Raw genomic sequence first — 22,481 nt, 5'->3', positions numbered from 1 at the left:
GGCATGACAGCTCCGGGTGGGATTAAGTTAAGGAGCTTTACTTGGACCGTCAAGAGGCCGACAGGAGATGCGTGAGAATGACGGCATGACCAGCAGCGAGGAGAGCGCGGAGCAGCGCTGGAACCGGCAGCGGCTGCGCAGCGCCAACGAGCGGCTGCTGCTCGGCCGGCTGCGGGCGGGCGGGGCCGCCTCCCGCGCCCAGCTCGCGCGCGAGACCGGACTGTCGAAACCGACCGTCTCCAGCGCTCTGGCCGCACTGGAACAGGCCGGTCTGGTGCGGGAGGCGGGCACTCACGCCCCCGAACGCGGCCGGGTCGCCGTGCTCTACGCCCCCGATCCGGCAGCGGGATACGCGCTGGGTATCGACATCGGGCGCGACTGGCTGCGGGTTGCACTCGCCGACCTGGACGGCTCGGTCGTCACCCGCGCCGACGTACGCAACCGGGCCCGCACCTCGGGCACCATGGCCGACCTCGTCGTCGCCACCGCCCACCAGGTCGTCGCCGAGAGCGGCGTCGAAAGCGAGCGCGTGATCCAGGCTGTGGTCGCGACCCCGGGTGTGTACGACGAGGAGAACCACCGCGTGCGCTACGCGGTCAATCTGCCCGGCTGGGGCCGTGCCGGTCTCTTCGACCGCATGCGGGAGCAACTCGGCATGCCGCTGGCCGTCCACAATGACGCCAACCTCGCCGCTCTGGGCGAGTACGCCTTCGGTGCCGGCGCGGGCAGCCGGCTCTTCGTCTACGTGATGATCGGCACCGGCCTGGGCATGGGCGTCGTCCATGAGGGCCGGCTGTTCACCGGCGCGCACGGAGCGGCCGGCGAGATCGGCTTTCTGCCCTGGCCGGGACGGCAGAAGCCCGACGTCCTGGAGGATGCGGTCTCCGGCGAGGCCGTCGTCGAGGCCGCCCGCGCACTCGGAATGACCGGGCCGCTCACCGCCAAGGACGTCTTCGACGCCGCACGCCACGACGACCCCGCCGCCGCCAAGGCCGTGCGGCAGGAGGGCGAACGGCTTGCCCACACGGTGGCCGCCGTGGCCGCCGTCCTCGACCCGGACCTGGTCGTACTCGGCGGCGGCGTCGGCCACAGCGCCGACCTGCTGCTGCGCACCGTGCGCGACACCCTCAAGTCCCTCACCCCGCTGCGCCCGAAGATCGCACCCAGCGCGCTCGGCGAGGACGCGGTGCTGCTCGGGGCGGTGGCCACGGCGTTGGACACGGCACGGGATGTGGTGTTCGAACGGCGAGCGCCGGGGTAGCACCCCGACGCCGGCGACGTCGTCGGCCTCGTAGACGTCAGGTCAGGGCGGCGCGGTCCGACTGCCGTTCCCTCAGCACCGCGGCGATCCGCCGGCACCAGTCGCGGTTGTCCTTCTCGAACGCCAGACCGCGCAGACAGGTCAGATACGGCCCGATCCGCCTGCCGTGACGCAGGAATTCGTCCTCGTCCGCCGCGCCCCGCATCTGCCGCAGCAGCTTGCCGAAGAGCTCGATCTTGCCCTCGGCGACGGCTGCGCGCTCCTCGAGCTGCTCGATCACGGGACCTGTGCCGATGCGGTCGGCGGCCTGCACCTTCACGAGCAGGTCGTCCCGGACGAAGGAGGGCTTCGACGCGGCGGCGGCGAACTGCTCCAGCTCGGCGAGCCCCGCATCGGTGACCGTGAACAGGCGCTTGTTGGGCCGGGTTTCCTGCACCACCTGCCTGCCTGCGACAAGACCTTCCTTCTCCAGCCTGGTCAGCTCGGCGTACAGCTGCTGGGGCAGCGCGTGCCAGAAGTTCGCGACGCCGACGTCGAACGCCTTGGCCAGCTGGTATCCGCTGTACTCGCCGTCCAGCAGTGCCGCCAGTACGGCATGTCGCAAGGCCATCGCAGCAACCCCTTCCCTTGGTCCCGGCCCTCATGATACTCAAGAAAGTGACTAGTCAGATTCTTGAGTATGAGGGTCTGGGTCAGAGCGCATCAAGGCGTCTGTATCAGGAGGAGTCATGGACACTGCCGAACGCTTCCGCGCGGCCGTGGAGAAGCGGAATCCCGGCGAGCTGGACGACCTGTTCGCCGAGGATGTGCGTTTCTACAGCCCGGTGAAGTTCACCCCGTTCGAGGGCAGGCCGATGGTGCTCGGCCTCTTCGGCGTACTGCTGCGCACCTTCGAGGACTTCCGCTACGTGGGGCAGTTCCAGGGCGCGGCCGAGACGAGCGCGGACGGCGAGGAGGCCCCCTCCGAGATCCTGCTCTTCCGGGCCGTCGTCAACGGCAAGCAGATCCACGGCATCGACCTGCTCCAGTTCGACGAGACGGGCCGGATCAAGGAGTTCACCGTGATGGTGCGCCCCCTGTCCGCGGTCCAGGCGCTGAGCGAGGCGGTCTTCGCGGGCCTGGTCGCCGACGGCCTCGTGCCCGGCCCCGCCGGGGGCTGATCGCCCCACCCTGCGCGCGGGCCGACGGCCCGCGCGCAGGATCCGCGGCCGACTCGCCCGTGTCGCTGTTGGGCCGAACGGGTGAGGAGCGCGAGGATGGTGCCCATGAGTAGGTACGAGAGGTACGACGTCACCGACGAGCAGTGGGAGGGCCTGGCCCAAGTCGTTCCGCTGCGCAGTCGAAACGAGTGGCCGTCGCGGGTCGATCACCGCACCGTCCCGGAGGACTACGCGGCGGTCGAGCAGCGTCGGTTCGTTGTGCTGCGGGTGCAGGTCTTCGCCGACGCGCGCGAGGTCGCCGAGTACCTCATCGCCCAGATTCCGGTGCTCCTCGACCTCACCGGCGCCGACACCGAAGTCGCCAAGCGCATCCTGGACTTCAGCAGTGGTGTTGTCTTCGGCCTGGGCAGCGGGATGCACCGGGTCGACCGGAATGTCTTCCTACTCGCGCCGGTCGGCACGGAGGTCGAAGGGATCGCGGTGGCCGCCGTCCCTCATTCGTAGGAAGGTCGTGGAGGCGGAACGGTTCGGCGCATTTCGCGCTGCGTACCGTCCGGCTCATGGACCAAGACACCCCCCACCACGGCCCGAACACCCCCCACCACGGCGCGACCACTGCCCTCCGCGGCGCGAACAGCGCCCGCCCCGCGGTCACCGAACTGCGGCTCTCCGCCTTCGGGACGCACCGGGGCGCGGCCTTCCCGCTCGGTCCGCTGACGCTGTTCGCGGGGGCGAGCGGCAGCGGCAAATCGAGTGCACTCCAGGCGTACGAGGCGCTGGCGCGGCTGGGCGCGGGCGATGAGCTGGAGGCGGTCTTCCCGGATCCCGCGGCATGCGTGCCGGAGTGGGCGGAGCCCGACCGGCAGGGGCGGCGTGGATTCCGGATCGGCTGCACCGTCGACGGCCCCGCCGGGCCCGTACAACTCGACCTCGCCGTACAGGCGGAACCCGAACTGCGCGTCGTCGGCGAGCGGTTGACCAGCAGCGGGCAGACCCTGCTGACCACAGCACTGCGCGATCCCGGACGGTCGTCGGTGCAGGCGGCCTGGCACACGGCCGGGGCCGTGGCCGTGACGCGGGCGCCCCTGCCCGACAACCGGCTCGGCACGGCTCTGCTGCCGCTGCGCGTGGCCGGCAAGACGCAGGGGCAGTTGCAGGTGCTGGCGGCCGCCGAGCAGGTGGTCGTGGCGCTGCGATCGGTCTTCGCCTGCGACCCGCAGCCGCACCGCATGCGCGAGCCGGTGGCGGCGGGGGAGGGGCGGCTGCGGCGCGGCTGCGACAACCTCGCCGAGGTGCTGCATCGGACGCGGAGCCAGTGCGCCAAGCGGCATGCGCGGCTGGCCGCGGCGGCGCGGGTGGGATGCGCGGGCTCGGTGGAGGGCCTGGACGTCGAGGAGTTGGCCGACGGAAGGGTCCGGGCGCTGCTCGGCAGGGGCGGCGAGCGGGGGGCTACACCCGTGGGGCGGCTCGGCGAGGGCGAGTTGAGATATCTGGCACTCGCGCTCGTGCTGCTCACCGGGCCGGGCGTGCTGGCCATGGACTGCGCGGCCGAGGTGCCGGAGGCTTACCAGGCACTCACCGTGCTCGCCGACGGGTTCGACCGCTGCTTGGACCCGCGGCAGGCGCGCCAACTTCTCTCGCTGGGTGCGGAGATCTGTGCCCGGGGCCATGTCCGGCTGGTGGGGGCCGTGGCCGATGCGTCGTACGCGCGCGGGGTGGACGGTGTGACGGTGGTAGACCTGGTGGCGTGACGAGAGAAGACGGACTGGATGTGGCGGCGTTGCAGGCCCGGCTGGCCGAGTTCGCGGCGGCGCGCGGCTGGGAGCCCTACCACACACCGAAGAATCTGGCGGTGGCGCTGAGCGTCGAGGCCTCCGAACTGGTGGAGATTTTCCAGTGGTTGACCCCGGAGCAGTCGGCGGGGGTGATGGACAAGGAGGAGTCGGCACACCGGGTGCGGGACGAGGTCGCGGACGTGCTGGCGTATCTGCTGCAGTTCTGCGAGGTGCTCGGGATCGACGTCCTGGCGGCGCTCTCCGACAAGATCGACCGGAACGAAATCCGGTTCCCGTTGAAGTGATCCTCGGCGGGTCCGATGATCGCTGAACACACCTTCGTCACTCTATGGAGTTACCGAGATATTCACACTGAGCTTCGTGTCCACAGATTTCCGAATTCCCCTGGAGTTTAGGCTCAAGCACCTTCACTCTGGGTAATGAACTGGGTGGGCAGTAAGTCGTACGAACGGGGGCGCGTACATGGATGCGGAGCGGCTGATCGGAGTCAGCCGGCATGCCTTGGCGCAGAGCCGGGCGGTGCCGGACATCGTGGCGGAGGCCTGGCAGGCCCAAGCCCTGGCGAAGGCGATCGGAGACAGGCTGGCGGCGTACGGGCCGCCGGAGCTCAGAGGCGAGGCACGAGGGCTGAGCGAGATCGGAGGACGCGGGTGCGGGGTGCTCGACCACCCGATGGTGCGCAGCGGCGGGGTCAGAGCCGCGCAGCTGTCCCAAGTGGCGGATGAACGAGGGACGTTGCTCGGGCTGAGTGTGCTGCTGGGGGAAGTGGGGATCGCCCTGGTCGGGGTCGCGTGCGCGACGGACGAGGAGGGGTTGTACTGGCAGTGCATCGAGGCGATAGACGCCGCCGACGAGTCGAGTGACCGGGTGCGGGGGATGCTGCGGCGGCTCGCGGCGCGGGACGCGGAGAGGCCGCCCGGTACGATCCGGCGCCTGGTCGATCCGGTAGTGGTGGCGAGGCCTCCGGATGTGCCGGAGGCGCTGGAAGCGCCGGAGCCGTCCCGGAGGGAGGAGCCGTCTCGGAGGGAGGAGCCGTCTCGGAGGGAGGAGCCGGCCGCCCCGGCTGATTCGGCTCCCTCGAGGGACGCTGTGGACTTGGCGGCGGGGCCGTCATGACCGTGAAAGCGTTCAAAGCGCCGACGCCCGTCGGCGTGCGGGCCGGGCGTTCCGGCTCCGCCCGAGCCGACGACCGGTGCCGCGAGCCAGTCACTGGCGAGGTCGGGCGCGCCCCACCGGGTTGACCGGGCTTCACCCGACCGGGCCGGTGCCGGCCGGGCGGGGACGGCGGGATTGACGGCCGTTCGAAGGTGCAGGATGGATGCATGGATCTTCGAATCTTCACCGAGCCCCAGCAAGGGGCGAGCTACGACACCCTGCTGACCGTTGCCAAGGCCGCAGAGGACCTCGGTTTCGATGCCTTCTTCCGCTCCGACCACTATGTCGCCATGGGGTCGGCCGACGGGCTGCCCGGGCCGACCGATGCCTGGATCACCCTGGCCGGGCTGGCCCGCGAGACCAAGCGGATCCGTCTCGGCACGCTGATGACCGCCGGCACCTTCCGGCTGCCGGGCGTGCTGGCCATCCAGGTCGCACAGGTCGACCAGATGTCGGGCGGCCGGGTCGAGCTGGGGCTGGGCGCGGGCTGGTTCGAGGAGGAGCACAAGGCGTACGGCATCCCGTTCCCGAAGGAGAAGTTCGCGCGGCTGGAGGAGCAGCTGGCGATCGTCACCGGGCTGTGGGCCACCGAGATCGGCAGGACCTTCTCGTACGAGGGTGCGCACTACCGGCTGACCGAATCGCCCGCCCTGCCGAAGCCCGTCAACGGCAAGGTGCCGGTGCTGATCGGCGGACACGGAGCGACCCGCACCCCGCGGCTGGCCGCGCAGTACGCAGACGAGTTCAACATTCCGTTCGCCTCGATCGGGGACAGCGAGCGGCAGTTCGGCCGGGTCCGCGCCGCCGCGGAGGCGGCTGGGCGGGGCGCGGACGACCTGGTGTACTCCAACGCCCTGGTCGTCTGCGTGGGCAAGGACGACGCAGAGGTGGCGCGCCGCGCGGCCGCGATCGGACGGGAGGTGGACGAACTCAAGGCGAACGGGCTGGCCGGCTCGCCCGATGAAGTGGTCGACAAGATCGGCCTGTACGGCGCCATCGGAGCGTCCCGGATCTACCTCCAGGTCCTGGACCTCGACGACCTCGATCACCTGGATCTGATCTCCTCTCAGGTCCAGTCCCAACTGAGCTGATCGTCATGCGCCCCGCCCGTGCCCTCGCCGCCGCCCTCGCCGAAGGGACCGTCGTCCTCGACGGCGGTCTCTCCAACCAGCTGGAGGCGCAGGGCTGTGAGCTGTCCGACGCGCTCTGGTCGGCGCGGCTGCTCGCCGATGATCCACGTCAGATCGAGGCGGCCCACGCGGCGTATGTGCGAGCGGGTGCGCAGGTGCTCATCACCTCCAGCTACCAGGCCACCTTCGAGGGTTTCGCGCGGCGCGGAGTCGCGCCCCCGGAGGCTGCGAGACTGATGGCCCGCAGCGTCGAACTCTCCCGCAGCGCGGGGGAGTTGAGCGAGCAGGAGGTGTGGGTCGCGGCCTCGGTCGGGCCGTACGGCGCGATGCTCGCAGACGGCAGCGAGTACCGCGGGCGGTACGGGCTGACCGTACGGGAACTGGAGCGCTTCCACCGCCCGAGGATCGAGGCCCTTGCCGCGGCCGGTCCCGATGTACTCGCGCTGGAGACGGTGCCGGACATGGACGAGGCGGAGGCGCTGCTGCGGGCGGTCGGCGGGTGCGGGGTGCCGGTCTGGCTCTCGTACAGCATCACCGGCGAGCGCACCCGGGCGGGCCAGCAGCTGACGGATGCCTTCGCCCTGGCCGCCGGCCAGGACCAGGTGATCGCAGTCGGGGTGAACTGCTTCGAGCCGAGTGACGCGGACCGCGCGGTCGGGCTTGCGGCTGCGGTGACCGGCAAGCCGGTGGTCGTCTACCCCAACAGCGGGGAGAAATGGGACGCGGAGGAGCGGGCGTGGCGGGGCGGGGCAACATACGACCTGGCGAGGGCGCGGGACTGGCGGGCATCCGGAGCACGACTGGTCGGCGGCTGCTGCCGGGTGGGACCGGGGCAGATCCTGCAGCTCGCCGCGGCCCTCGCAAGTGGCGGCGGCCTGGAGGAATTCCCTGGTCGCGATGGGTGAATGCGGCCGACGGGCATGCGAGCCCGCATAGCAGTTCGTGACGCTGTCACGCTTCCGGCCTGACGCTGGTCGATCTCTCCCTTGCCCCGGAGCATCGCCGGGGTCACGGACCACCACGCGTCGGATGGCGTGGGCGGCAGCCGAAGTTATGGGGTCTTCCCCAATGCTACGGGCGCGGCCGGCAGACGAAACTCTGTCTGAGCCCGGGCGGGACCCGTGTCCCGCGAGGCTTCCCACTCATGCCAACCCCCCCCACGAGAGGTCTGTTCTGTGACCAAACGTCATGGGCGCCATGCCCGACCGAAACGCCACAACCCGGTCGTGCGTCGCGCAGCGATCGTCAGCGGCCAGGCGATCGGAGTCTCCGCCCTGCTCGGGTCACTCGCCGGTACAGCCAATGCGGCGGCCGGCGACCCGGGGCACGTACGCATCACCGTGATCGGTGACTCCTACACCAGTGGCGAGGGTGCTTCGGCGGGTACCTACAGGACCGTGCAGGTGACAGGAGCCGAGGGCTCCGTCCTGAACCAGATCGACCCTGCCCACCAGTCCGCGACCGCCCCGACTCTCCGCGCCATCGACAAGATCGCGCAGGAGAACCCCCATGTGACGTTCGACGTGACGTTCGTCCCGGTCTCGGGAGCGACCCGCGGATCGTTGTACGAGACGGTACGGCCGGGAACGGAGTTCGAGCATTCGCCGCAGATCGACGCGGTCGACAACGCCAACATCGTGATCGTCGGCGTGGGCGGCAACGACGCGGGATTCGGCAACCTGGCGCACACCGTCGTCACCTCCAGGGAGTCGACCACGGAGCAGGCATTCCCGGGCATGATGGCGCCGCTGCAGGACGGGACCTACCTCAGCCAGCAGGCGGCGGTTTATCAGGACATCGCCTCCCGGGCCGCTCCGGGCGCCACGATCGTCACCCTCGGGTACCCGAAGGTCATGCCCGACGCCATCCAGGGCGGCTCTCCCTCTCCGGTGAGCGAGTTACTGATCAGCAATCGCGAGGCGCAGCTGGTCAACGAGTTCGGGTCGACCATCAACTCGCTGAACCAGCAAGCGACCCAGCTGGCGGCGCAGCAGACCGGTGCCAACGTCACGTACGCGGATGTGTCTCAGGCGCTGGCCGGGCATGAGCTCTTCTCGCCGCAGGAGGGGTTGAACGGCCTCGACTTCCTGAACGTGCAGGGTTCGTACCACCCCAACGACCTTGGCCAGGCACTCATAGCCAACACGCTGACTCCGACGGTGAACCAGGCCGTCATCCACGAACTGGGCAACCAGGGACTCGTCGGCCCGCCGGCCCCGGAGCCGGACCCGCTGCCCCCCGTAGACACGGCACCGGAAAACCCTCCGGCACCGCCGGACCCGGTTGAGCTTGATCCGGGTACGCCGGACCCGGTTGTGCCTGATCCGGTTGTGCCTGATCCGGTAGTGCCGGATCCGGGTACCCAGGACCCGGGTATGCCAGACCCGGTTGTGCCGGACCCCGTTGTATCTGATCCGGTAGTGCCTGATCCGGTAGTGCCTGATCCGGTAGTGCCTGATCCGGTAGTGCCTGATCCGGTAGTGCCTGATCCGGTAGTGCCGGACCCGGTAGTGCCGGACCCGGTAGTGCCGGACCCGGTAGTGCCGGACCCGGTAGTGCCCGACCCGGTAGTGCCGGACCCGGTAGTGCCCGAGCCCATCACCGACCCGGGCTTCTCTGACCCCGTTGTGCCGGACCCGGTTGTGCCGGACCCCGTTGTGCCTGATCCCATCACTGACCCGGGCTTCTCTGACCCGGTTGTGCCGGACCCCGTTGTGCCTGATCCCATCACTGACCCGGGCTTCTCTGACCCAGGGTTCTCTGACCCGGTTGTGCCGGACCCGGTTGTGCCTGATCCCATCACTGACCCGGGCTTCTCTGATCCGGTTGTGACTGAGCCCATTACCGACCCGGGGTTCTCTGACCCAGGGTTCTCTGACCCGGGGTTCTTCGACTCGGGCTCCTTCGACTCGGGCTCCTTCGACTCCGGCTCCTTCGACTCGGGCTCCTTCGATTCGGGGTTCTGATCCAGGAACGGAAGCCTCAGCCTCCTGACCCGATCAGCGACCGTGTGCCATCAGGTCGCGTGGGCGTGAGCTGAATGCCTGCCCTCCAAGCCGGCGCGGATCGCGTGCGAAAGGTGCGCGCGATCCGCGCCCTGGTCTGGCCCGTCAGGGCTCGGCGGCAGCATCGCCCTCGCTGTCCTGACGTTCGCCGAAGGCCTGGGCCAGGGCCCATCGGGAATCAACACCGAGTTTGCGGAAGATCCGGGTCATGTGGGCCTCGACGGTCTTCACAGACAGGAACGTCCTTTCTGCGATGTCCCGGTTGGACAGACCTTGGGTCGCCAGCTCAGCAACGGAGCTCTCACGCGGTGAGAGCCGGGACGGGGCCGCAGATCGCACGCGAGGCCCCATCGCTCCGATCCGGCGCTGCGCATTGACTGCCTGCACATGCAGATGGCCGGCACCGTACGCGACCGCGGTCTGTTTGACCTGGCCGACGTTCTCCGTCGCTGCACCGAACTGCCCCGCCGCGGCCTGCGCCCTGGCAAGCGCCAGCCGGGTCCTTCCTTCGACGAGTACCTGCCGGGTGGACGCGAAGTCCGCCACCGCCGAGCCGAGTAACTCGACGCCTGCTTTCGCATCGCGGCCCACAAGGCAGGCCTGCGCCACGGCCGCGTGCCCGTGCTGGCCTCGAAGTCCGACCGCCGTGGCCGCTTCCGCGGCTCGCCGCGCCCAAGTGCGCGCCGCTTCCAATCGACCGCGCGCCGCCTCTGCCTGTGCCGCCGTGCTGAAAAACGTGGCCTTGATGGAGTGCGTCGGCGCCGAGTGCCGCGGCTGATCGATGATGTCCTGCACCAGCGAGACGCAGTCGTCCAGGCGCCCCTGCTCGAAGCGTATGAGGGAGAGCACCCCGGCGGTCAGGCCCCAGAGCCGTCCACGGGCGCGGACAGTTCGCAGGGCGCGTTCGGCGAGCGGCGCCGCCGTCACCGGATGATCACGGATCATGATGGCTCGGGCGCGCAGCGCCAGCGAGTATCCGAGCAGATCGGACTGGCCCAAGAGATACGCCATCTCTTCGGCGGCCTCCGCCGAGCCGACCGCCTCCGCAAGTTGGCCGACCGCGCGATGTGCCCACGAATGGCTCAGGAGCAGGTACGGCATGACATGGCTCTGCCCGGTGTCGCGGGCGATCCGGATGCCGCGGGTCACGTGCCGTACGGCGTTGTCGTAGCGTTCGGCGAGCAACTCGGCCCAGCCGAGCTGGCTCAGCGGATCGAGGAAGGCGACCAGCTCCGCGTCCTCCATCTCGTCCACGGCCGCAGCGGCGTCCGAGGCATGGGCCAGTAGCGCTTCGGTCTTCCCGCTGTAGGCAGCGCCCAGGGCACGGCACGCGTCGGCTGCGATCCGGGTGCCCCGGTCACCGGTCTCGTTCGCGTGTTGCACAGCTGTGTCCAGGTAGGCCGCCGACTCGTCGTACGCCCGCTGAATCATGCGCACGGTCGCAAGCTCCAGCCGCAGCGGGTTGGCCACGCCGCTGCTCCGGGGCCACGCGGCCAGTTCAGCCTCCAGGACCGACCGCGCCTCACTGATGCTGCCCAGAATCCGCTCGACCTTCGCCTGCAGCGCCACCACCCCCACCCACCGGCTGCGCTGGTCGGGCGGCAGCAGGCCCAGCGCTTCCTTGAGAGCCGCTCGAAAGCCCACAAGGTCGCCGGTCAGCCCCAGGGCGCGGGCCAGCGCCAGCAGCACGCCGAGCCGTGGTTCCCCCGATCCGGCATCCGCGGGCTTCAGCAGCCGTAACGCGGCCGTCAGCCAGGACGCCGCGGTCGCCGGCACCGAGTACATGGTGCGCTCGGCAGCCTCGCGCAGCAGGTGAACCGCGTCCAGATCGCCGGCCTCGGCCGACCGCGCGACGTAGGGGGCCCGTGCCACCGGGCCTGCCCCGGCCTCGCGCAGCGCCCGGTCGGCCCTGGCATGAGCGGCCAGACACCAGCCGGGCGGCGATTCACCCGAGATCAACTCCCGCAGAAGCGGATGCCGGAACTCCAGCATCCGGCCGGACGGTTCACCACGGCGGACCAGATCCATTTCGGCCAGGACGTCAAGCGCTTCCAAGGTCGGCCCGAGTGCCAGGTCCGCCACCGTGGCGAGCAGGTTCGGATCGAACGGGTCACCGAGCACCGCGGCCGCCCTCAGCACCGACAGCTGCTCAGGATTGAGCAGCGCCACCTCCCTGACCAGCGCCGCCCGCAGGGAACCCGGAAGATCGACGAACTGGCCCGGGCACTGAGACGAGAAGTGCGCGGATGCTGCCTGCGAGTGGGCTGCCAGCCGCGCAAGCACTTCGAGGTAGAGGGGATTTCCTCCGCTGGTGGTGTACAGCCTGTCACGCTGCTCGGTCGCCAGCTCCGTGCCGAGAATGAGGTCTCCGGCACGCCGATCGAGGGGGGCGAGCCGGAGTCGCTCCACCCGGTAGCCGTCGACCGTCTCCGGAAAGCACGCCAGCAGCCGCGGCCGGGCCTGCCTCGGCCGATACGAACAGGCCAGGACAACAGGCACCGCAGGAGGATTGCGGAGCAGGTAGTGCAGCAGCTCGAGCGTGCCGTCGTCCGCCCAGTGCAGGTCGTCCAGACACAGCAGGACGCCGCCGTCCCCGCCTGCGCTCTCCAGCAGCCGGCTCACCGCGCCGAACAGCCGGAACCGTTCGACGTCGAGCAGCTGTGGGGCGCGGGGGACCGGCCGCGAGGACCTTGCCATCACCAGATCCAGCAGTGCCCGGGTCTCCTCGTCCACAGCGGGCTCTGCCCGGCTTGGCGCCTGTTCCAGACGGGTGCGCAGCGACTCGACGACGGCCCCGAACGGGCGCTCCTGCTCGTACTCCGAGGCCCGGCCCGACAGTACGGTCACCTCGGTGGCGCGGGCATGCGAGGCGATCTCCGCAAGGAGCCTGGTCTTGCCCAGCCCCGGGTCCCCGGTGATCTCGACGACCGTCGACCTGCCGTGGGAGCAGGCATCGAGGGCTGTGCACAGCCGTGTTACCTCCCAGTCCCGGTCCACAAGCGGCGTCGCCTGCCTTCGCGGTGGGCGTGAGCCGTCACGAGGACTGGGCAGCCCACTCATGGCGTCAGGGGTGTTCCGCATCGCAACAGGAGACACGCAGTTCCCGCTCTGGGGAATAGCTTCAGGCACCACAGCAAGGTTGTTGGAAGGTTGGTCGTCACACATGTCCCGTCCGCCCGGGTCGCCGGGCCCCCCGGACCGGAGCGCGGCTCACGTGGACAGCGACCTGAGGGCGCGCAGGTCGGCGGCGGTCGGATACCGCCAGACGAGGTAGCCGAGGGGTACCCCCGTTCGGTCGGCCAGCCACTCGTGGTTGAGCTCGGTGGGGCCGGCCTGCTGGGCGGCATCGACCAGCAGCCGGGTGCGGCGAGTGTCCCGGACCGATGCGATGACGCGATGGTCGCGCGGCGTCTTACGCCGAGGGCCGTTCCAGCGCCGATACCTAGTGCCTCGGAACTTCATGCCGGGGAGTCAAGCGCGCCGCTGTTGCTCTGGGGTCACTCTCTGGTTGCGGGTCCTTTGCGCTGGCCTTGGCGCTTCGGGGAGGAGAGGAGGAGGCAGGCCGCGGCCCGTTGTCGACGTCCGGAGGCGCGCCGGCAGGGATGCGCATCGCAGCCCGCAACGGCGCAATCCAGACGTCACCGCCGGCTCGTTCGCCCGCAATGGGGATCCGTCGCACTGGTCCTTGACCCAACCGTTCCCGCCGAGCCGCAGGAGCAGACAGGATGGACTCGACCTTGACCAGCACCGTCCTCGGCGTGCCGTTTGGTGCGCGACTGAGGCTTCGTCGATATGCGGACAGATCAGCGCCCAAGCAGGTGGGGCTCATCGAGGGACGGGTCGAGCATGGCGACCGGCGGGGCCGCGAACTCGGCTTCCCCACAGCCAACATCGTGCTCGGCGACGAGAGCGCGAGCGACGGTGTGTGGGCTGGGCTCGTGCAGCTGCCCGACGGCGACACGTACGGCGCAGCCGTGTCGGTCGGCCGGAGGGCCACCTTCTACGGTCGCGACGGGATCCGCCTCCTCGAAGCACACCTGTTGGACTTCTCCGGCGACCTCTACGGTCAGTGGCTGCGGGTCTTTCTCGACCACAGGATTCGACCGCAGCGCCGCTTCTCCGACATCGAGGCGCTGGTGAAGCAGATGCACCAGGACATCGCCGACGCCCGGCTCTGGCTGAATTCGAACGTTCGCCTGCGAGTATCCGACGGCATTGCCGACCAGCTCTGAGGGGCGACCTGCTGTCCAGAGGGCAACCGATGGCGCAATATGTACGTCGCATCTGAGGACGATTGAGGCAACACTCCCATGCTTCCATGATCAGGCTGGATGGCCGCCGCTTCGAAGGGGGTTTCCTCGTGCAGATGATCTGTTGCCTCGTCACGCCGCAGAACCGTGACGGTCGGCGGTGACCACCCACCCTGTCGGGCCGGTGCGCCCCGAGACGCTGTACCAACGGCACCGCCAGACTCCGGACCGGCTGAACAACTCGATGCGCAGGGCCTACGACCTCCTGCGTTCCTCCCTCCAGAGCAGCTGCGAGAGCCAGTACCTGGTCGAGGGGGAGCTGACCGGCGCCTTGTCGGCGAGCCGCAACACGGTGCGTGCGGTCCTGCAGCTCCTGGCCAAGGACGGTCTGGTCACGCGCAGCCCGAAGCGGGGCACGCGCTCTGCCCGCGTGACGACCTTGCGGATCAACCACATCGCCCCCGTAGAGGCGTTCGGCGGCGAGAGGGCCATCCACACCCAGCTCCGTGCCCTGGAGTACCAGACCCTGGGTTGCCCGGGCCTGGTGCGTGAGCGACTGCAGCTCGTGGGGGACTGGACCGTGCTCATGATGGAGTCGCTCCTCCTCCAGCACGAGATGGTGCTGGGCATCTCGGTGAGCTACGTCGCGCTGAGTCCCGAGGAGTCCCGAGGCGTCGTTGTCGACGAACCTGACGCGATCTTGTTCCTGGAGAAGCATTTTGACGTCAGGATCCGCGGAAGCAAGTCGACGACGATCGGTGCGATCGCAGCCGACGAGCAGTCCGCGTGGTTGGTGGGGGTGGAGGTCGGAGCGCCCATGCTCTTCTTGGAGGACGTCCTGGAGGACGAGCAGGGCCAGCCCAGGGCGCTGTCGCAGTTCCGGCTGCGGAGCGACCTGATCGCCTTCCAGACCCACGCCGTCCGATCGGTCTGACACACGCCGATCAGCCTGCCGGAGGACAGCCCACGACCTCACCCCCCCCCGGCAGCCCGCCGACCGTTGCGGCCTGGCCCGACCGGGCGTCGTGTCCAGCCCTTCACTCGTGGCTGTGGGCGGCACTCGTCACCATCGCCGCCCACAGCGCCGCATAGTGGCCTCCCAGCTTGAGGAGCTCGTCGTGGGAGCCGTCCTCGACGATCAGCCCGTTGTCCACGACCAAGATGCGCTGGGAGGCTCGTGCCGTCTGGAGCCGATGCGCGATCAGCAGCGTCGTACGTCCCCTCGCGGCCAGTCCCATCGCTCGCTGGACGCGTGCCTCGGTGGCGAGGTCCAGGTTGGCCGTCGCCTCGTCGAGCAGCAGGATCGCGGGGTCGACGAGGAGTGCCCGCGCCAGGCTCAACAGCTGGCGCTGGCCGGCCGACAGTGACCGGCCCTGCTCGCTCACCGGGGTGTGGTAGCCGAGCGCCAGCTCGGCGATGAAGGCGTGTGCCCCCACTGCGCGCGCGGCCCGCTCCACGAGAAGGTCGGGCGCCTCGGGTTTCCCGTAGGCGATGTTGGAACGGATCGTCCCCGAGAAGAGGAAGGGTTCCTGGGGGACGAACCCGAGTTGGTGGCGGTAGGCCGCCAGGTCGAGCTGCTTGATCGGGATGCCGTCGAGACTCACCGTGCCCGCTGAGGCGTCGTAGAACCGGGCCACCAGCTTGACCAGGGTCGACTTGCCTGCACCGGTGGTGCCGACCAGAGCGACGACCTGCCCGGGCGGGATCTCGAGGCTCACGTCGTCCATGGCGACCAGGCCTGTGCTCTCGTAGGCGAACGTCACGTGGTCCAGGGAGATCCTGCCGGACAGGCGCCCCGGGACGACGGGGTCCTCGGCGAGCGGGGTGCCCGTCGGCGTCTGCAGGAGCTCTCGCAGCTGGACGACCGCGACCTTCGCCTGTAGCCATTGGTCGAAGACGAGGGACAGCTGCTGGATCGGCGTGAAGAACTGGTCGAGGTAGAGCAGAAACGCAATCAGCAGCCCGTAGGACAGGTCACCCTCGATGACACGCGGGGCGCCGACCGCGAGCGCGATGGCCTTGGAGACGGTGCTCAACAGCTGGAGCAGCGGGAAGAACCGGGCGATCAGCTCGGCCGAGCGAATCCGGGCCTCGCAGTAGGAGTCGGCCAGCGTCGCGAACCGCGCTTCGTTCGCCTGCTGCCGGCAGTAGGCCTGGCTGACCGCGACGCCGGCGAGGCTCTCCTGCATGGTGGCGTAGAGCACCGACACCCGGTGGCGCGCGGTCAGGTATGTCTTCCCCGAAGCGGAGCGGAACCACAGCGTCGTGACCACCAGGATCGGCAGCACCGCCGAGACGGCGAGGGCGAGCTGGACGTCGAAGATGACGAGGGCAACGGCGATTCCGGCGCACGACAGCAGACTCACCATCGCGGTCAGCAGTCCCTGCTGCAACAGCTGGGCGAAGGCCTCGACGTCGGAGGTCATCCGGGTCATGATCGTGCCGGCCATGTGCTGCTCGTAGTAGTTGAGCGAGAGTCGTTGCAGGTGCGCGAGCGTTCGCACCCGCAGCCCGAACAGCATGCGCTCGGCAGTGCGCTGGGCGGAGTAGATCATCACCCTGCTGTTGACCCAGATGACGCCTTGGATGGCCAGGAGGACAACACAGACCCAGGTGAGCATCTGGCGGGAGTGCTGGAGGACGCCGTGGTCGATGCCGAACTTGATCAGCACGGGCGTCGCGATCCACGACACGGCGTCGACGACCACCATGACCGAGACCAGCAACAGCGGCTTGGTGAAGGACCGGAAGACGCTCCCGATGGAGAACCGGTCGTGTGGCGCGACTGCCTCTGCGAGGTCGATGTCGGGCTCGCCGCGCAGCTCGGGGAGGCGCTCCACGGCCTGGAGCAGCGTGGGTGACACCGTGGCCAAACCGGCGAGGGTCGAGGTGTCGCCACTCATACCGGGGCCGTGCGAGCCGGACGCCGCCCGCGTGGCGGCCTCGCTGGTGTGGCTGCTGATCTTGGGCGCGCCCAGCCGTGACACGTCCTCCGGCCAGGCGGCGGGGTCCAGCTCGGTGACCGGTTCCTCAGGCCCTGCCTCGAAGTTCGCGTCGGGTCCGGTCAGGAGCTCACGGAAGAGCTGGGATCTCTCGAGCAGCTCTTCGGTGGTCCCGACGTCGACGATCCGGCCGTGGTCGAGCACGATGACCCGATCCGCCAGAAGGAGGGTCGAGTGCCGGTGGGCGATCAGCACGGTCGTCCGCTGGGCGAGGACCTCCCCCAGCGAGCGGTGGATGGCGTGCTCCGTCCGCGCGTCGATGGCCGACGTGGCGTCGTCAAGGATCAGCACCTGGGGGTTGGTCAGCGCCGCTCGGGCGAGTGCGAGTCGTTGCCGTTGCCCGCCGGACAGGGTGAAGCCGCGTTCGCCCACGACGGTGTCGTAGCCGTCGGGGAGCCCGGCGATGAAGCCGTGTGCATGGGCTGCGACCGCCGCGTGCTCCACCTCGTCGGCGGTGGCCGTCGGCCTGCCGAACGCGATGTTGTCGCGGATCGTCGTCGAGAAGAGGAAGCCTTCCTCGAACACCATCCCGACCGCGGCACGCAGCGAGGTCAGGCTGTACTCGCGGATGTCGCGGCCGTCGATGCGCACCACTCCCGACGTGGGGTCGTGGAACCGGGCGATGAGGTGGGCCAGGGTGGACTTCCCCGAACCCGAGGCCCCCACGACGGCGATCCGCTCCCCCGGGTTCACCCGCAGCGAGATGTCGTGCAACACCAAGTCGCCACCGGGGTAACGGAAGTCGACATGGTCGAGTTCGAGCAGCCCTGCGGGGTTCTCCAGCCGGACGGCGTGGCGACGCTCCTGCACGCGTGATTGCGTCGACAGCAGCTCGACGACCCGCTGGGCGCCGGCTCGCGCCTGCTGGCTGGTGGCCATCAGCCCGGACAGGAAACGCACCGGGGCGACCAGCTGCAGGACGTAGCTGGAGAAGGCGAGGAACACGCCGAGCGAGACCTGGTCCTCCATGACAAGCCAGCCCCCGAAGCCGAGGATGGCCAGCTGGGTGAGACCGGGGATGGCATCCAGGCCGGCGCCGAACACCGCGTTGATCCTCGCGGTGCGGAGCCGGGACTGGAAAAGCTTGCGCGCCTCGTCGTTGAGCGACGTCTGCTCCTGCTCCTCCTGCCCGAAAGCCTTGACGACCCGGACTCCGGTGACCGCCTCCTCCACGACCCCGGCCACGCTGCCCTGGAACCGCTGGTCCATCCAGCTCGCGGGGAACGACCGGCTACGGAACCTCATGGCCACACCGAGGAACACGGGAACGGCCACCAGCATCACTGCTGCCAGGAGGGGGGAGAGGTAGACCATCACGGCCAGCGACACGATGAGCAAGGTGATGTTGCCGTACGCCAGGCCCATCTGCTGGAGGAACATCTGGATCAGGGTGAGGTCCGATGTCGCCCGGGACATCACGTCCCCCACACGCAGCTCGTCGCGTCGCGAGGCGTCCAGGTACTGCATGTGCCGGTGCAGCTTGATCTGGAGGTCCCGCTGGACGCGCACGGCGGCTCTCCCGCCGATCGTGCGGCGCAGGTAGTTCGCCACGAAGCCGGCGAGTCCGGCGACGAGCAGGAGCGTGATCCAGACGGCTCGGGAACGCCTCTCGGACAGGATCGTGTCGTCGAGAACGACCTGCTGGATCAGCGGGATGAGGCCCATCAGGCCCATCGTGACGACGGCGCACCCGACGCCGAGCCAGATACGCAAGCGCTCCCGCCGGTCGAGCACGGGTGCCAGCAGTTGGAGGGTCCCGCGCATGTACACCGGACGGTACTGGGTGGCCACCTCCACGTCGGGCTCGAGGGAGTCTGCATCGCGGATGTCGAGTGGAGTGGTCATGGGCACATGAGAAGGGGCGCGGATTTCCGCGCCCCTTCTCATGCATTGCCGGCCTATTGCGCCTCAGACGGCGATCCGCGGATCTGCTGCGGCTTGGAGGACGTCGACGACGATGTTGGCCACCACGTAGAGGAGGCCGACGACCAGCGTGATTCCGGCGATGGTGTTGAAGTCTCCCTTGCCGATCGACTGTGAGATGTACAGGCCGATCCCGGGTCTGGCAAAGATCGCCTCGACCAGGATGCAGTTCCCGATCATCCCGGCGAGCTGCAGTCCCATCAAGGCGAGCACCGGGCCGAGGGCGTTGCGGAGTGCGTGCTTGACGAGGACCTGATTCCCGCTCAGGCCCTTGGCCCTGGCAGTACGGGTGTACTCCGCTCGGAGGGTGCCCTCCAGGCTGCTTCTCAGGACGCGACCAACGGCCACCGCAGGTGCGATCGCGATGCACAACGCCGGGAGGATGAGATGTTTCAGGCCGTCGAGGAACAGGCCCGGCCGACCCGCCAGCAGGCTGTCCACCAGGAGGAAGCCGGTCGGGCCCGGCGGCGCGTCGTACGCCGATGTCTTGCCGGTGACCGGCAGAAGGTCGAGCCAGCGGTAGAAGACCAGCATCGCGATCAGGCAGGCCAGGAACACGGGCACCGACGCGCCAGAGATCATCACCACCCGCAGCACCCCCGATCCGCGCCACCGCTGCGCCGTGGCCAGCCCCAGGAAGAACCCGATCACGGCGATCAGCACGAGTGCCATGAACACGAGCTCCAGCGTGACCGGCAGGAACTTCACGATGTCCGACGCGACCAGCGAGCGCGTCACCGTCGAGGTGCCGAGGTCACCCTGCACTGCGTTCCCCAGGTAATGGAAGAACTGCACCGGCACCGGCTTGTCGAGTCCCAGTTGCCGGCGGGCGGCTTCGTACACCTCCGGCGGTGCCTTCTCCCCGACCAGGGCCACGACGGGGTCGACCGGCGCCACCTTCTGCAGGACGAAGACCAGCAGGACCAGTGCGATCAGGACGGGAAGCGCTCCAAGCAACCGACGCCCCAAGGTCATCAGCATGATGCCACCTCACGTTGGCCTGTCGGGTCAGCGGTCACGGATGCGGTCCCTGAGTGCGTCGCCGGCGAAGTTGCTCACGATGGCGATCAGGGCGACAGCTGCAGCAGGGAACACGGGGATCCACCACGCACTGAAGATGTTGGTCATGCCTTGGGCGCTCATAGCCCCCAGCTCCGGCGCAGGTTGCGGCGCACCCAGACCGAGGAACGAGAGGCTCGAGAGCATCAACACCAGCGCTGACACGTCCAGGCTCGCAGTGACGATGGTGACCGGGATGGCTCCGGGCAGCAGGTGTCTGGTGAGCCGGCGCAACGGTCCGGCCCCCGAGATCTTGGCCGCCTCCATGTGGGGAGAGGCCCGCAGCTTGCGTACCTCGGCGCGGATGATGCGCGTGTACAACGGCCACCACACGATCGAGATGCCGACGAGGGTGTGGAAGTAGGACGGGCCGAGGGCCGCGACCACCGCGACCGCCAGGATCGGCCCGGGCAGCGCCAGGAACACGTCGGTGATCCGCATCAGGATGTTGTCGACGATGCCGCCGACAGCCCCGGCGACGAGACCGACCAGCCCACCGAAGACGACACCGGAGGCGACGACCGCCAGGGCGCCCCACCAACTCGTGGACATGCCGACGAGCACGCGACTGAGCACGTCACGTCCCACCGTGTCGGTCCCGAGAAGAAAGCCGGATCCGGGCGCGGACATCGGTGCCCCGGCCGGCACCAGGGGGTCGTAGGGCGCGATGGCTTCCGCGAAGATCGCGATGAAGAACATCGCCGCCAGCGCGGCGAAGGCGACCCAGCCGGCCACCGGCGTGCCGTGGAAATACTGTCTGAGGCCTTGACCGAACCTGGTCCCGACCGGGACCAGATCTTTGGCGACGTAGGGCTCAGCAATGGCCATGATTCCTCCTCATCCTGCTCGTCCTCGACCCTGCGGTCACGGGCTCCTGATGGGATCCATCGGGAACAAGTGCACCTCTCGGTGGTGGCATTGACAGTGCAATCTCGTTGCTGGTTCATTGCGCGCGTATCGCGCGCGTTTCACGCAGGGGACTCGACCCGGCCAGCACTGCAGCGCACAGCAGGACGAGCCCTCCGCCGACCACGCACCCCGTCGCTCCCAGCACCCCGAAGAGCATGCTGACGCTGCCCGAGCCGCTGAACGAGCCCACCCCGCAGGCGATCCGGTAGGTGGCCACGGCGATCGACGGGTCCGGGCTGGTGGCGACGACCAGCACCGGTGGTGCTGCCAGAGCGACTCCGTCGACGAGCCCGAACAGCACAGCCGCGGCAAGGAAACCACCGAGCGAATGTGCGGCCAGAAGCGCGCCCAGGGCGATCACACCGAGCCCGAACGCCCATACGAGCGCTCGAGCCGGGGGGACCTTCTCGAACAGCGTGCCCGAGGTGCCGAGGACCACGATCTCCACCATGGAGAGCACGCCCAGGGAGATTCCGATGCCGGCGGCGGTGAGACCCGCTGCGTCCCCGATCAGCGGGAAGGCGGTGTTTTCGATCCCACTGCGCAGGTAGTTGCCGAAGAGCCCCAGCGCGAGCGCGACGCGGACTGCTCGGCGGACCCCGAGTCGGGGCAGACCGATACGGGGTCCGCCGAGCTCGTCCGAGGCCGGCAGGCGCGGTAGCAGCAGGACCACCAGCGCGCCCGCCGCCAGGCCCGCTCCGCAGCAGACCGCGAAGGCGAGCCGGTAGCCATCGACCCCCGCGAGCCGTGTGGCCAGGATGCCGCCGACCGGGGCGCCGACGGAGCCGCCGAGCATCTGCAGGCTCGCGTTCGAGCCGAGAGCGCGGTGCGGGCGAGCGCGCATCCGCACCGTCACCTGCAGCGCTGCGCCGGCGACCACCGCGCTGGCGGTGCCCTGGACGACCCGGGCGGCGATCAGCTCCGGCGCGCGGTCAGCCAGCCCGTAACAGGCCTCGCTGACCGCGAAGAGCACCATCCCGACCACGGCCGTTGAGCGAGCGTCGATCCGGGTGACGACCCGGGTTCCCAGGACGTCGACCAGGATCAGCCCGGCCGCGGAGCTCACGATGAAGACTGTGACGAGGACCGGGCTGAGTCCCAGCTTGATCGCGTAGAGCAGCTCGATCGGCGCGGTCATGGCCATGACGAACCCGACCAGGATCATCGTCAGCGAATGCCCGGCCGACTCCCGGAACCTGGCAAGCGCGCTGTCGGCTGCGTACGCCGGCACGATCAACGCCGGCCGTGGGACGTGTGGGGCGTGGTCAACGCCCGCCTCGATCAGAACTCACGGAGGGTCTCGCGCAGGGTGGACTTGGTGTACTCGGTGCGCGTGTACCCGAGGCGCTGCAGCGCGGGCATCAGGCCGTCACAGATGGCGTTGATGTAGTTGCGGGACAGGTCCCAGCCGGGCTTGCTGATCAGGAAACCGTCGCCGCCGACCTCCTCCATCGCCTCGCCCATCTTCTTGGCGACCTGCTCCGGAGTGCCCACCAGCTCCAGACCCCGCTTGGCGCGGTGCAGCACCAACTCGCGCAGGGTCTTGGGGCCGGGGGTCCCGTCGCCCCGCATGAAGTACTCCAGGGATCCGCGTTCGCCGTTGGTGGTCAGGCCCTCGGGGAGCGGCTCGTCCAGGTCGAACTGCTTGAAGTCGATCTCGGTGTTGGACGAGATGTTCACCAGTGACTTCTCGATGTACGACGGGTGGTTGAGAACCCGTTCGACCTCGGCGCGGGCTTCGGCTTCGGTGGCGGCGATGGTGGGGGAGACGACGAAGAGGAGTTTGATCTCGTCGGGGTTGCGGCCGGCTGCTTCGGCGCGGGCGCGGATG

Annotated in this window: 18 protein-coding genes and 1 pseudogene; 11 read left to right on the top strand and 8 right to left on the bottom strand. The window is 69.3% G+C overall.

What is annotated here, in order from left to right; translation table 11 throughout:
- The first annotated feature begins 85 nt into the window (after nt 1–85).
- Nucleotides 86–1,261, top strand: a complete 1,176-nt coding sequence (locus ACI2LP_RS28850) for an ROK family protein (protein ID WP_404727461.1) — start codon at nt 86–88, stop codon at nt 1,259–1,261.
- A 37-nt stretch (nt 1,262–1,298) separates the two neighbouring features.
- On the opposite strand, the gene ACI2LP_RS28845 is transcribed toward ACI2LP_RS28850, so the two are convergent.
- Entirely contained in the window at nt 1,299–1,871 is a 573-nt protein-coding gene (locus ACI2LP_RS28845; RefSeq protein ID WP_404727460.1) for a PadR family transcriptional regulator, read from the bottom strand.
- Between the two features lie 118 nt (nt 1,872–1,989).
- Between ACI2LP_RS28845 and ACI2LP_RS28840 the strand changes: the two genes are divergently transcribed.
- The 8 genes and pseudogenes from ACI2LP_RS28840 to ACI2LP_RS28805 all read left to right on the top strand — a co-directional run bounded on the left by ACI2LP_RS28840 (nt 1,990) and on the right by ACI2LP_RS28805 (nt 9,468).
- Nucleotides 1,990–2,421, top strand: coding sequence for a nuclear transport factor 2 family protein (locus tag ACI2LP_RS28840; RefSeq protein WP_404727459.1), 432 nt, complete (start codon nt 1,990–1,992; stop codon nt 2,419–2,421).
- Nucleotides 2,422–2,526: 105 nt separating this feature from the next.
- Nucleotides 2,527–2,925: a cell division protein SepF gene (locus ACI2LP_RS28835; protein ID WP_404727458.1), complete on the top strand. Its 399-nt coding sequence runs from the start codon at nt 2,527–2,529 to the stop codon at nt 2,923–2,925.
- Between the two features lie 56 nt (nt 2,926–2,981).
- Nucleotides 2,982–4,172 (top strand): ATP-binding protein, encoded by a 1,191-nt coding sequence (locus ACI2LP_RS28830; protein WP_404727457.1) that lies wholly within the window; start codon nt 2,982–2,984, stop codon nt 4,170–4,172.
- Nucleotides 4,169–4,501, top strand: coding sequence for a nucleotide pyrophosphohydrolase (locus tag ACI2LP_RS28825; RefSeq protein ID WP_404727456.1), 333 nt, complete (start codon nt 4,169–4,171; stop codon nt 4,499–4,501). Before ACI2LP_RS28830 ends, ACI2LP_RS28825 begins: the two co-directional genes overlap by 4 nt.
- 178 nt (nt 4,502–4,679) lie before the next feature.
- Nucleotides 4,680–5,162 (top strand): annotated as a pseudogene (locus ACI2LP_RS28820) (DUF6099 family protein); the annotation flags it as partial.
- A gap of 377 nt (nt 5,163–5,539) precedes the next feature.
- Nucleotides 5,540–6,463, top strand: coding sequence for an LLM class F420-dependent oxidoreductase (locus ACI2LP_RS28815; RefSeq protein WP_404727455.1), 924 nt, complete (start codon nt 5,540–5,542; stop codon nt 6,461–6,463).
- Nucleotides 6,464–6,468: 5 nt separating this feature from the next.
- Nucleotides 6,469–7,407 (top strand): homocysteine S-methyltransferase, encoded by a 939-nt coding sequence (mmuM, locus tag ACI2LP_RS28810; protein WP_404727454.1) that lies wholly within the window; start codon nt 6,469–6,471, stop codon nt 7,405–7,407.
- A 216-nt stretch (nt 7,408–7,623) separates the two neighbouring features.
- A complete protein-coding gene (locus ACI2LP_RS28805; protein ID WP_404727453.1) occupies nt 7,624–9,468 on the top strand; it encodes a GDSL-type esterase/lipase family protein in 1,845 nt (614 codons plus the stop codon).
- A gap of 144 nt (nt 9,469–9,612) precedes the next feature.
- Here the strand turns inward: ACI2LP_RS28805 and ACI2LP_RS28800 are convergent, their stop codons facing one another.
- Both ACI2LP_RS28800 and ACI2LP_RS28795 read right to left on the bottom strand, forming a co-directional pair.
- Nucleotides 9,613–12,504: a helix-turn-helix transcriptional regulator gene (locus ACI2LP_RS28800; RefSeq protein WP_404727452.1), complete on the bottom strand. Its 2,892-nt coding sequence runs from the start codon at nt 12,502–12,504 to the stop codon at nt 9,613–9,615.
- A gap of 213 nt (nt 12,505–12,717) precedes the next feature.
- Nucleotides 12,718–12,969, bottom strand: coding sequence for a hypothetical protein (locus ACI2LP_RS28795; RefSeq protein ID WP_404727451.1), 252 nt, complete (start codon nt 12,967–12,969; stop codon nt 12,718–12,720).
- A 275-nt stretch (nt 12,970–13,244) separates the two neighbouring features.
- Between ACI2LP_RS28795 and ACI2LP_RS28790 the strand changes: the two genes are divergently transcribed.
- Both ACI2LP_RS28790 and ACI2LP_RS28785 read left to right on the top strand, forming a co-directional pair.
- The gene (locus ACI2LP_RS28790) at nt 13,245–13,739 is read left to right on the top strand and encodes a riboflavin kinase (RefSeq protein ID WP_404727450.1); all 495 of its coding nucleotides are present in this window, start codon (nt 13,245–13,247) and stop codon (nt 13,737–13,739) included.
- Nucleotides 13,740–13,917: 178 nt separating this feature from the next.
- Nucleotides 13,918–14,691 (top strand): GntR family transcriptional regulator, encoded by a 774-nt coding sequence (locus tag ACI2LP_RS28785; protein ID WP_404727449.1) that lies wholly within the window; start codon nt 13,918–13,920, stop codon nt 14,689–14,691.
- Between the two features lie 103 nt (nt 14,692–14,794).
- On the opposite strand, the gene ACI2LP_RS28780 is transcribed toward ACI2LP_RS28785, so the two are convergent.
- From ACI2LP_RS28780 to ACI2LP_RS28760, 5 genes are all read right to left on the bottom strand, one after another.
- Nucleotides 14,795–18,604 carry an ABC transporter ATP-binding protein gene (locus tag ACI2LP_RS28780; RefSeq protein ID WP_404727448.1) on the bottom strand — a complete coding sequence of 1,270 codons (3,810 nt, stop codon included), beginning with the start codon at nt 18,602–18,604 and terminating at the stop codon, nt 14,795–14,797.
- Between the two features lie 63 nt (nt 18,605–18,667).
- On the bottom strand, nt 18,668–19,663 hold the full coding sequence (locus tag ACI2LP_RS28775; RefSeq protein ID WP_404727447.1) for an ABC transporter permease: 996 nt from the start codon (nt 19,661–19,663) through the stop codon (nt 18,668–18,670).
- 27 nt (nt 19,664–19,690) lie between these two features.
- Nucleotides 19,691–20,569 carry an ABC transporter permease gene (locus ACI2LP_RS28770; RefSeq protein WP_404727446.1) on the bottom strand — a complete coding sequence of 293 codons (879 nt, stop codon included), beginning with the start codon at nt 20,567–20,569 and terminating at the stop codon, nt 19,691–19,693.
- A gap of 115 nt (nt 20,570–20,684) precedes the next feature.
- Entirely contained in the window at nt 20,685–21,881 is a 1,197-nt protein-coding gene (locus tag ACI2LP_RS28765; protein WP_404727445.1) for an MFS transporter, read from the bottom strand.
- 50 nt (nt 21,882–21,931) lie between these two features.
- The coding region (locus ACI2LP_RS28760; protein ID WP_404727444.1) for an LLM class flavin-dependent oxidoreductase at nt 21,932–22,481 on the bottom strand (550 nt) is incomplete at its 5' end.

This window comes from Streptomyces sp. NPDC019890, from assembly GCF_044903445.1.
GTDB lineage: Bacteria > Actinomycetota > Actinomycetes > Streptomycetales > Streptomycetaceae > Streptomyces.
The sequence above is the reverse complement of the archived record's forward strand: the minus strand, read 5'-3'. Positions and strand labels throughout refer to the sequence as shown.

Coding starts and splice junctions, on each gene's coding strand:
- ACI2LP_RS28795 (WP_404727451.1), bottom strand. CDS start 12,969: ATGAAGTTCCGAGGCACTAGGTATCGGCGCTGGAACGGCCCTCGGCGT.
- ACI2LP_RS28845 (WP_404727460.1), bottom strand. CDS start 1,871: ATGGCCTTGCGACATGCCGTACTGGCGGCACTGCTGGACGGCGAGTAC.
- mmuM (WP_404727454.1), top strand. CDS start 6,469: ATGCGCCCCGCCCGTGCCCTCGCCGCCGCCCTCGCCGAAGGGACCGTC.
- ACI2LP_RS28815 (WP_404727455.1), top strand. CDS start 5,540: ATGGATCTTCGAATCTTCACCGAGCCCCAGCAAGGGGCGAGCTACGAC.
- ACI2LP_RS28850 (WP_404727461.1), top strand. CDS start 86: ATGACCAGCAGCGAGGAGAGCGCGGAGCAGCGCTGGAACCGGCAGCGG.
- ACI2LP_RS28775 (WP_404727447.1), bottom strand. CDS start 19,663: ATGCTGATGACCTTGGGGCGTCGGTTGCTTGGAGCGCTTCCCGTCCTG.
- ACI2LP_RS28770 (WP_404727446.1), bottom strand. CDS start 20,569: ATGGCCATTGCTGAGCCCTACGTCGCCAAAGATCTGGTCCCGGTCGGG.
- ACI2LP_RS28840 (WP_404727459.1), top strand. CDS start 1,990: ATGGACACTGCCGAACGCTTCCGCGCGGCCGTGGAGAAGCGGAATCCC.
- ACI2LP_RS28830 (WP_404727457.1), top strand. CDS start 2,982: ATGGACCAAGACACCCCCCACCACGGCCCGAACACCCCCCACCACGGC.
- ACI2LP_RS28780 (WP_404727448.1), bottom strand. CDS start 18,604: ATGACCACTCCACTCGACATCCGCGATGCAGACTCCCTCGAGCCCGAC.
- ACI2LP_RS28835 (WP_404727458.1), top strand. CDS start 2,527: ATGAGTAGGTACGAGAGGTACGACGTCACCGACGAGCAGTGGGAGGGC.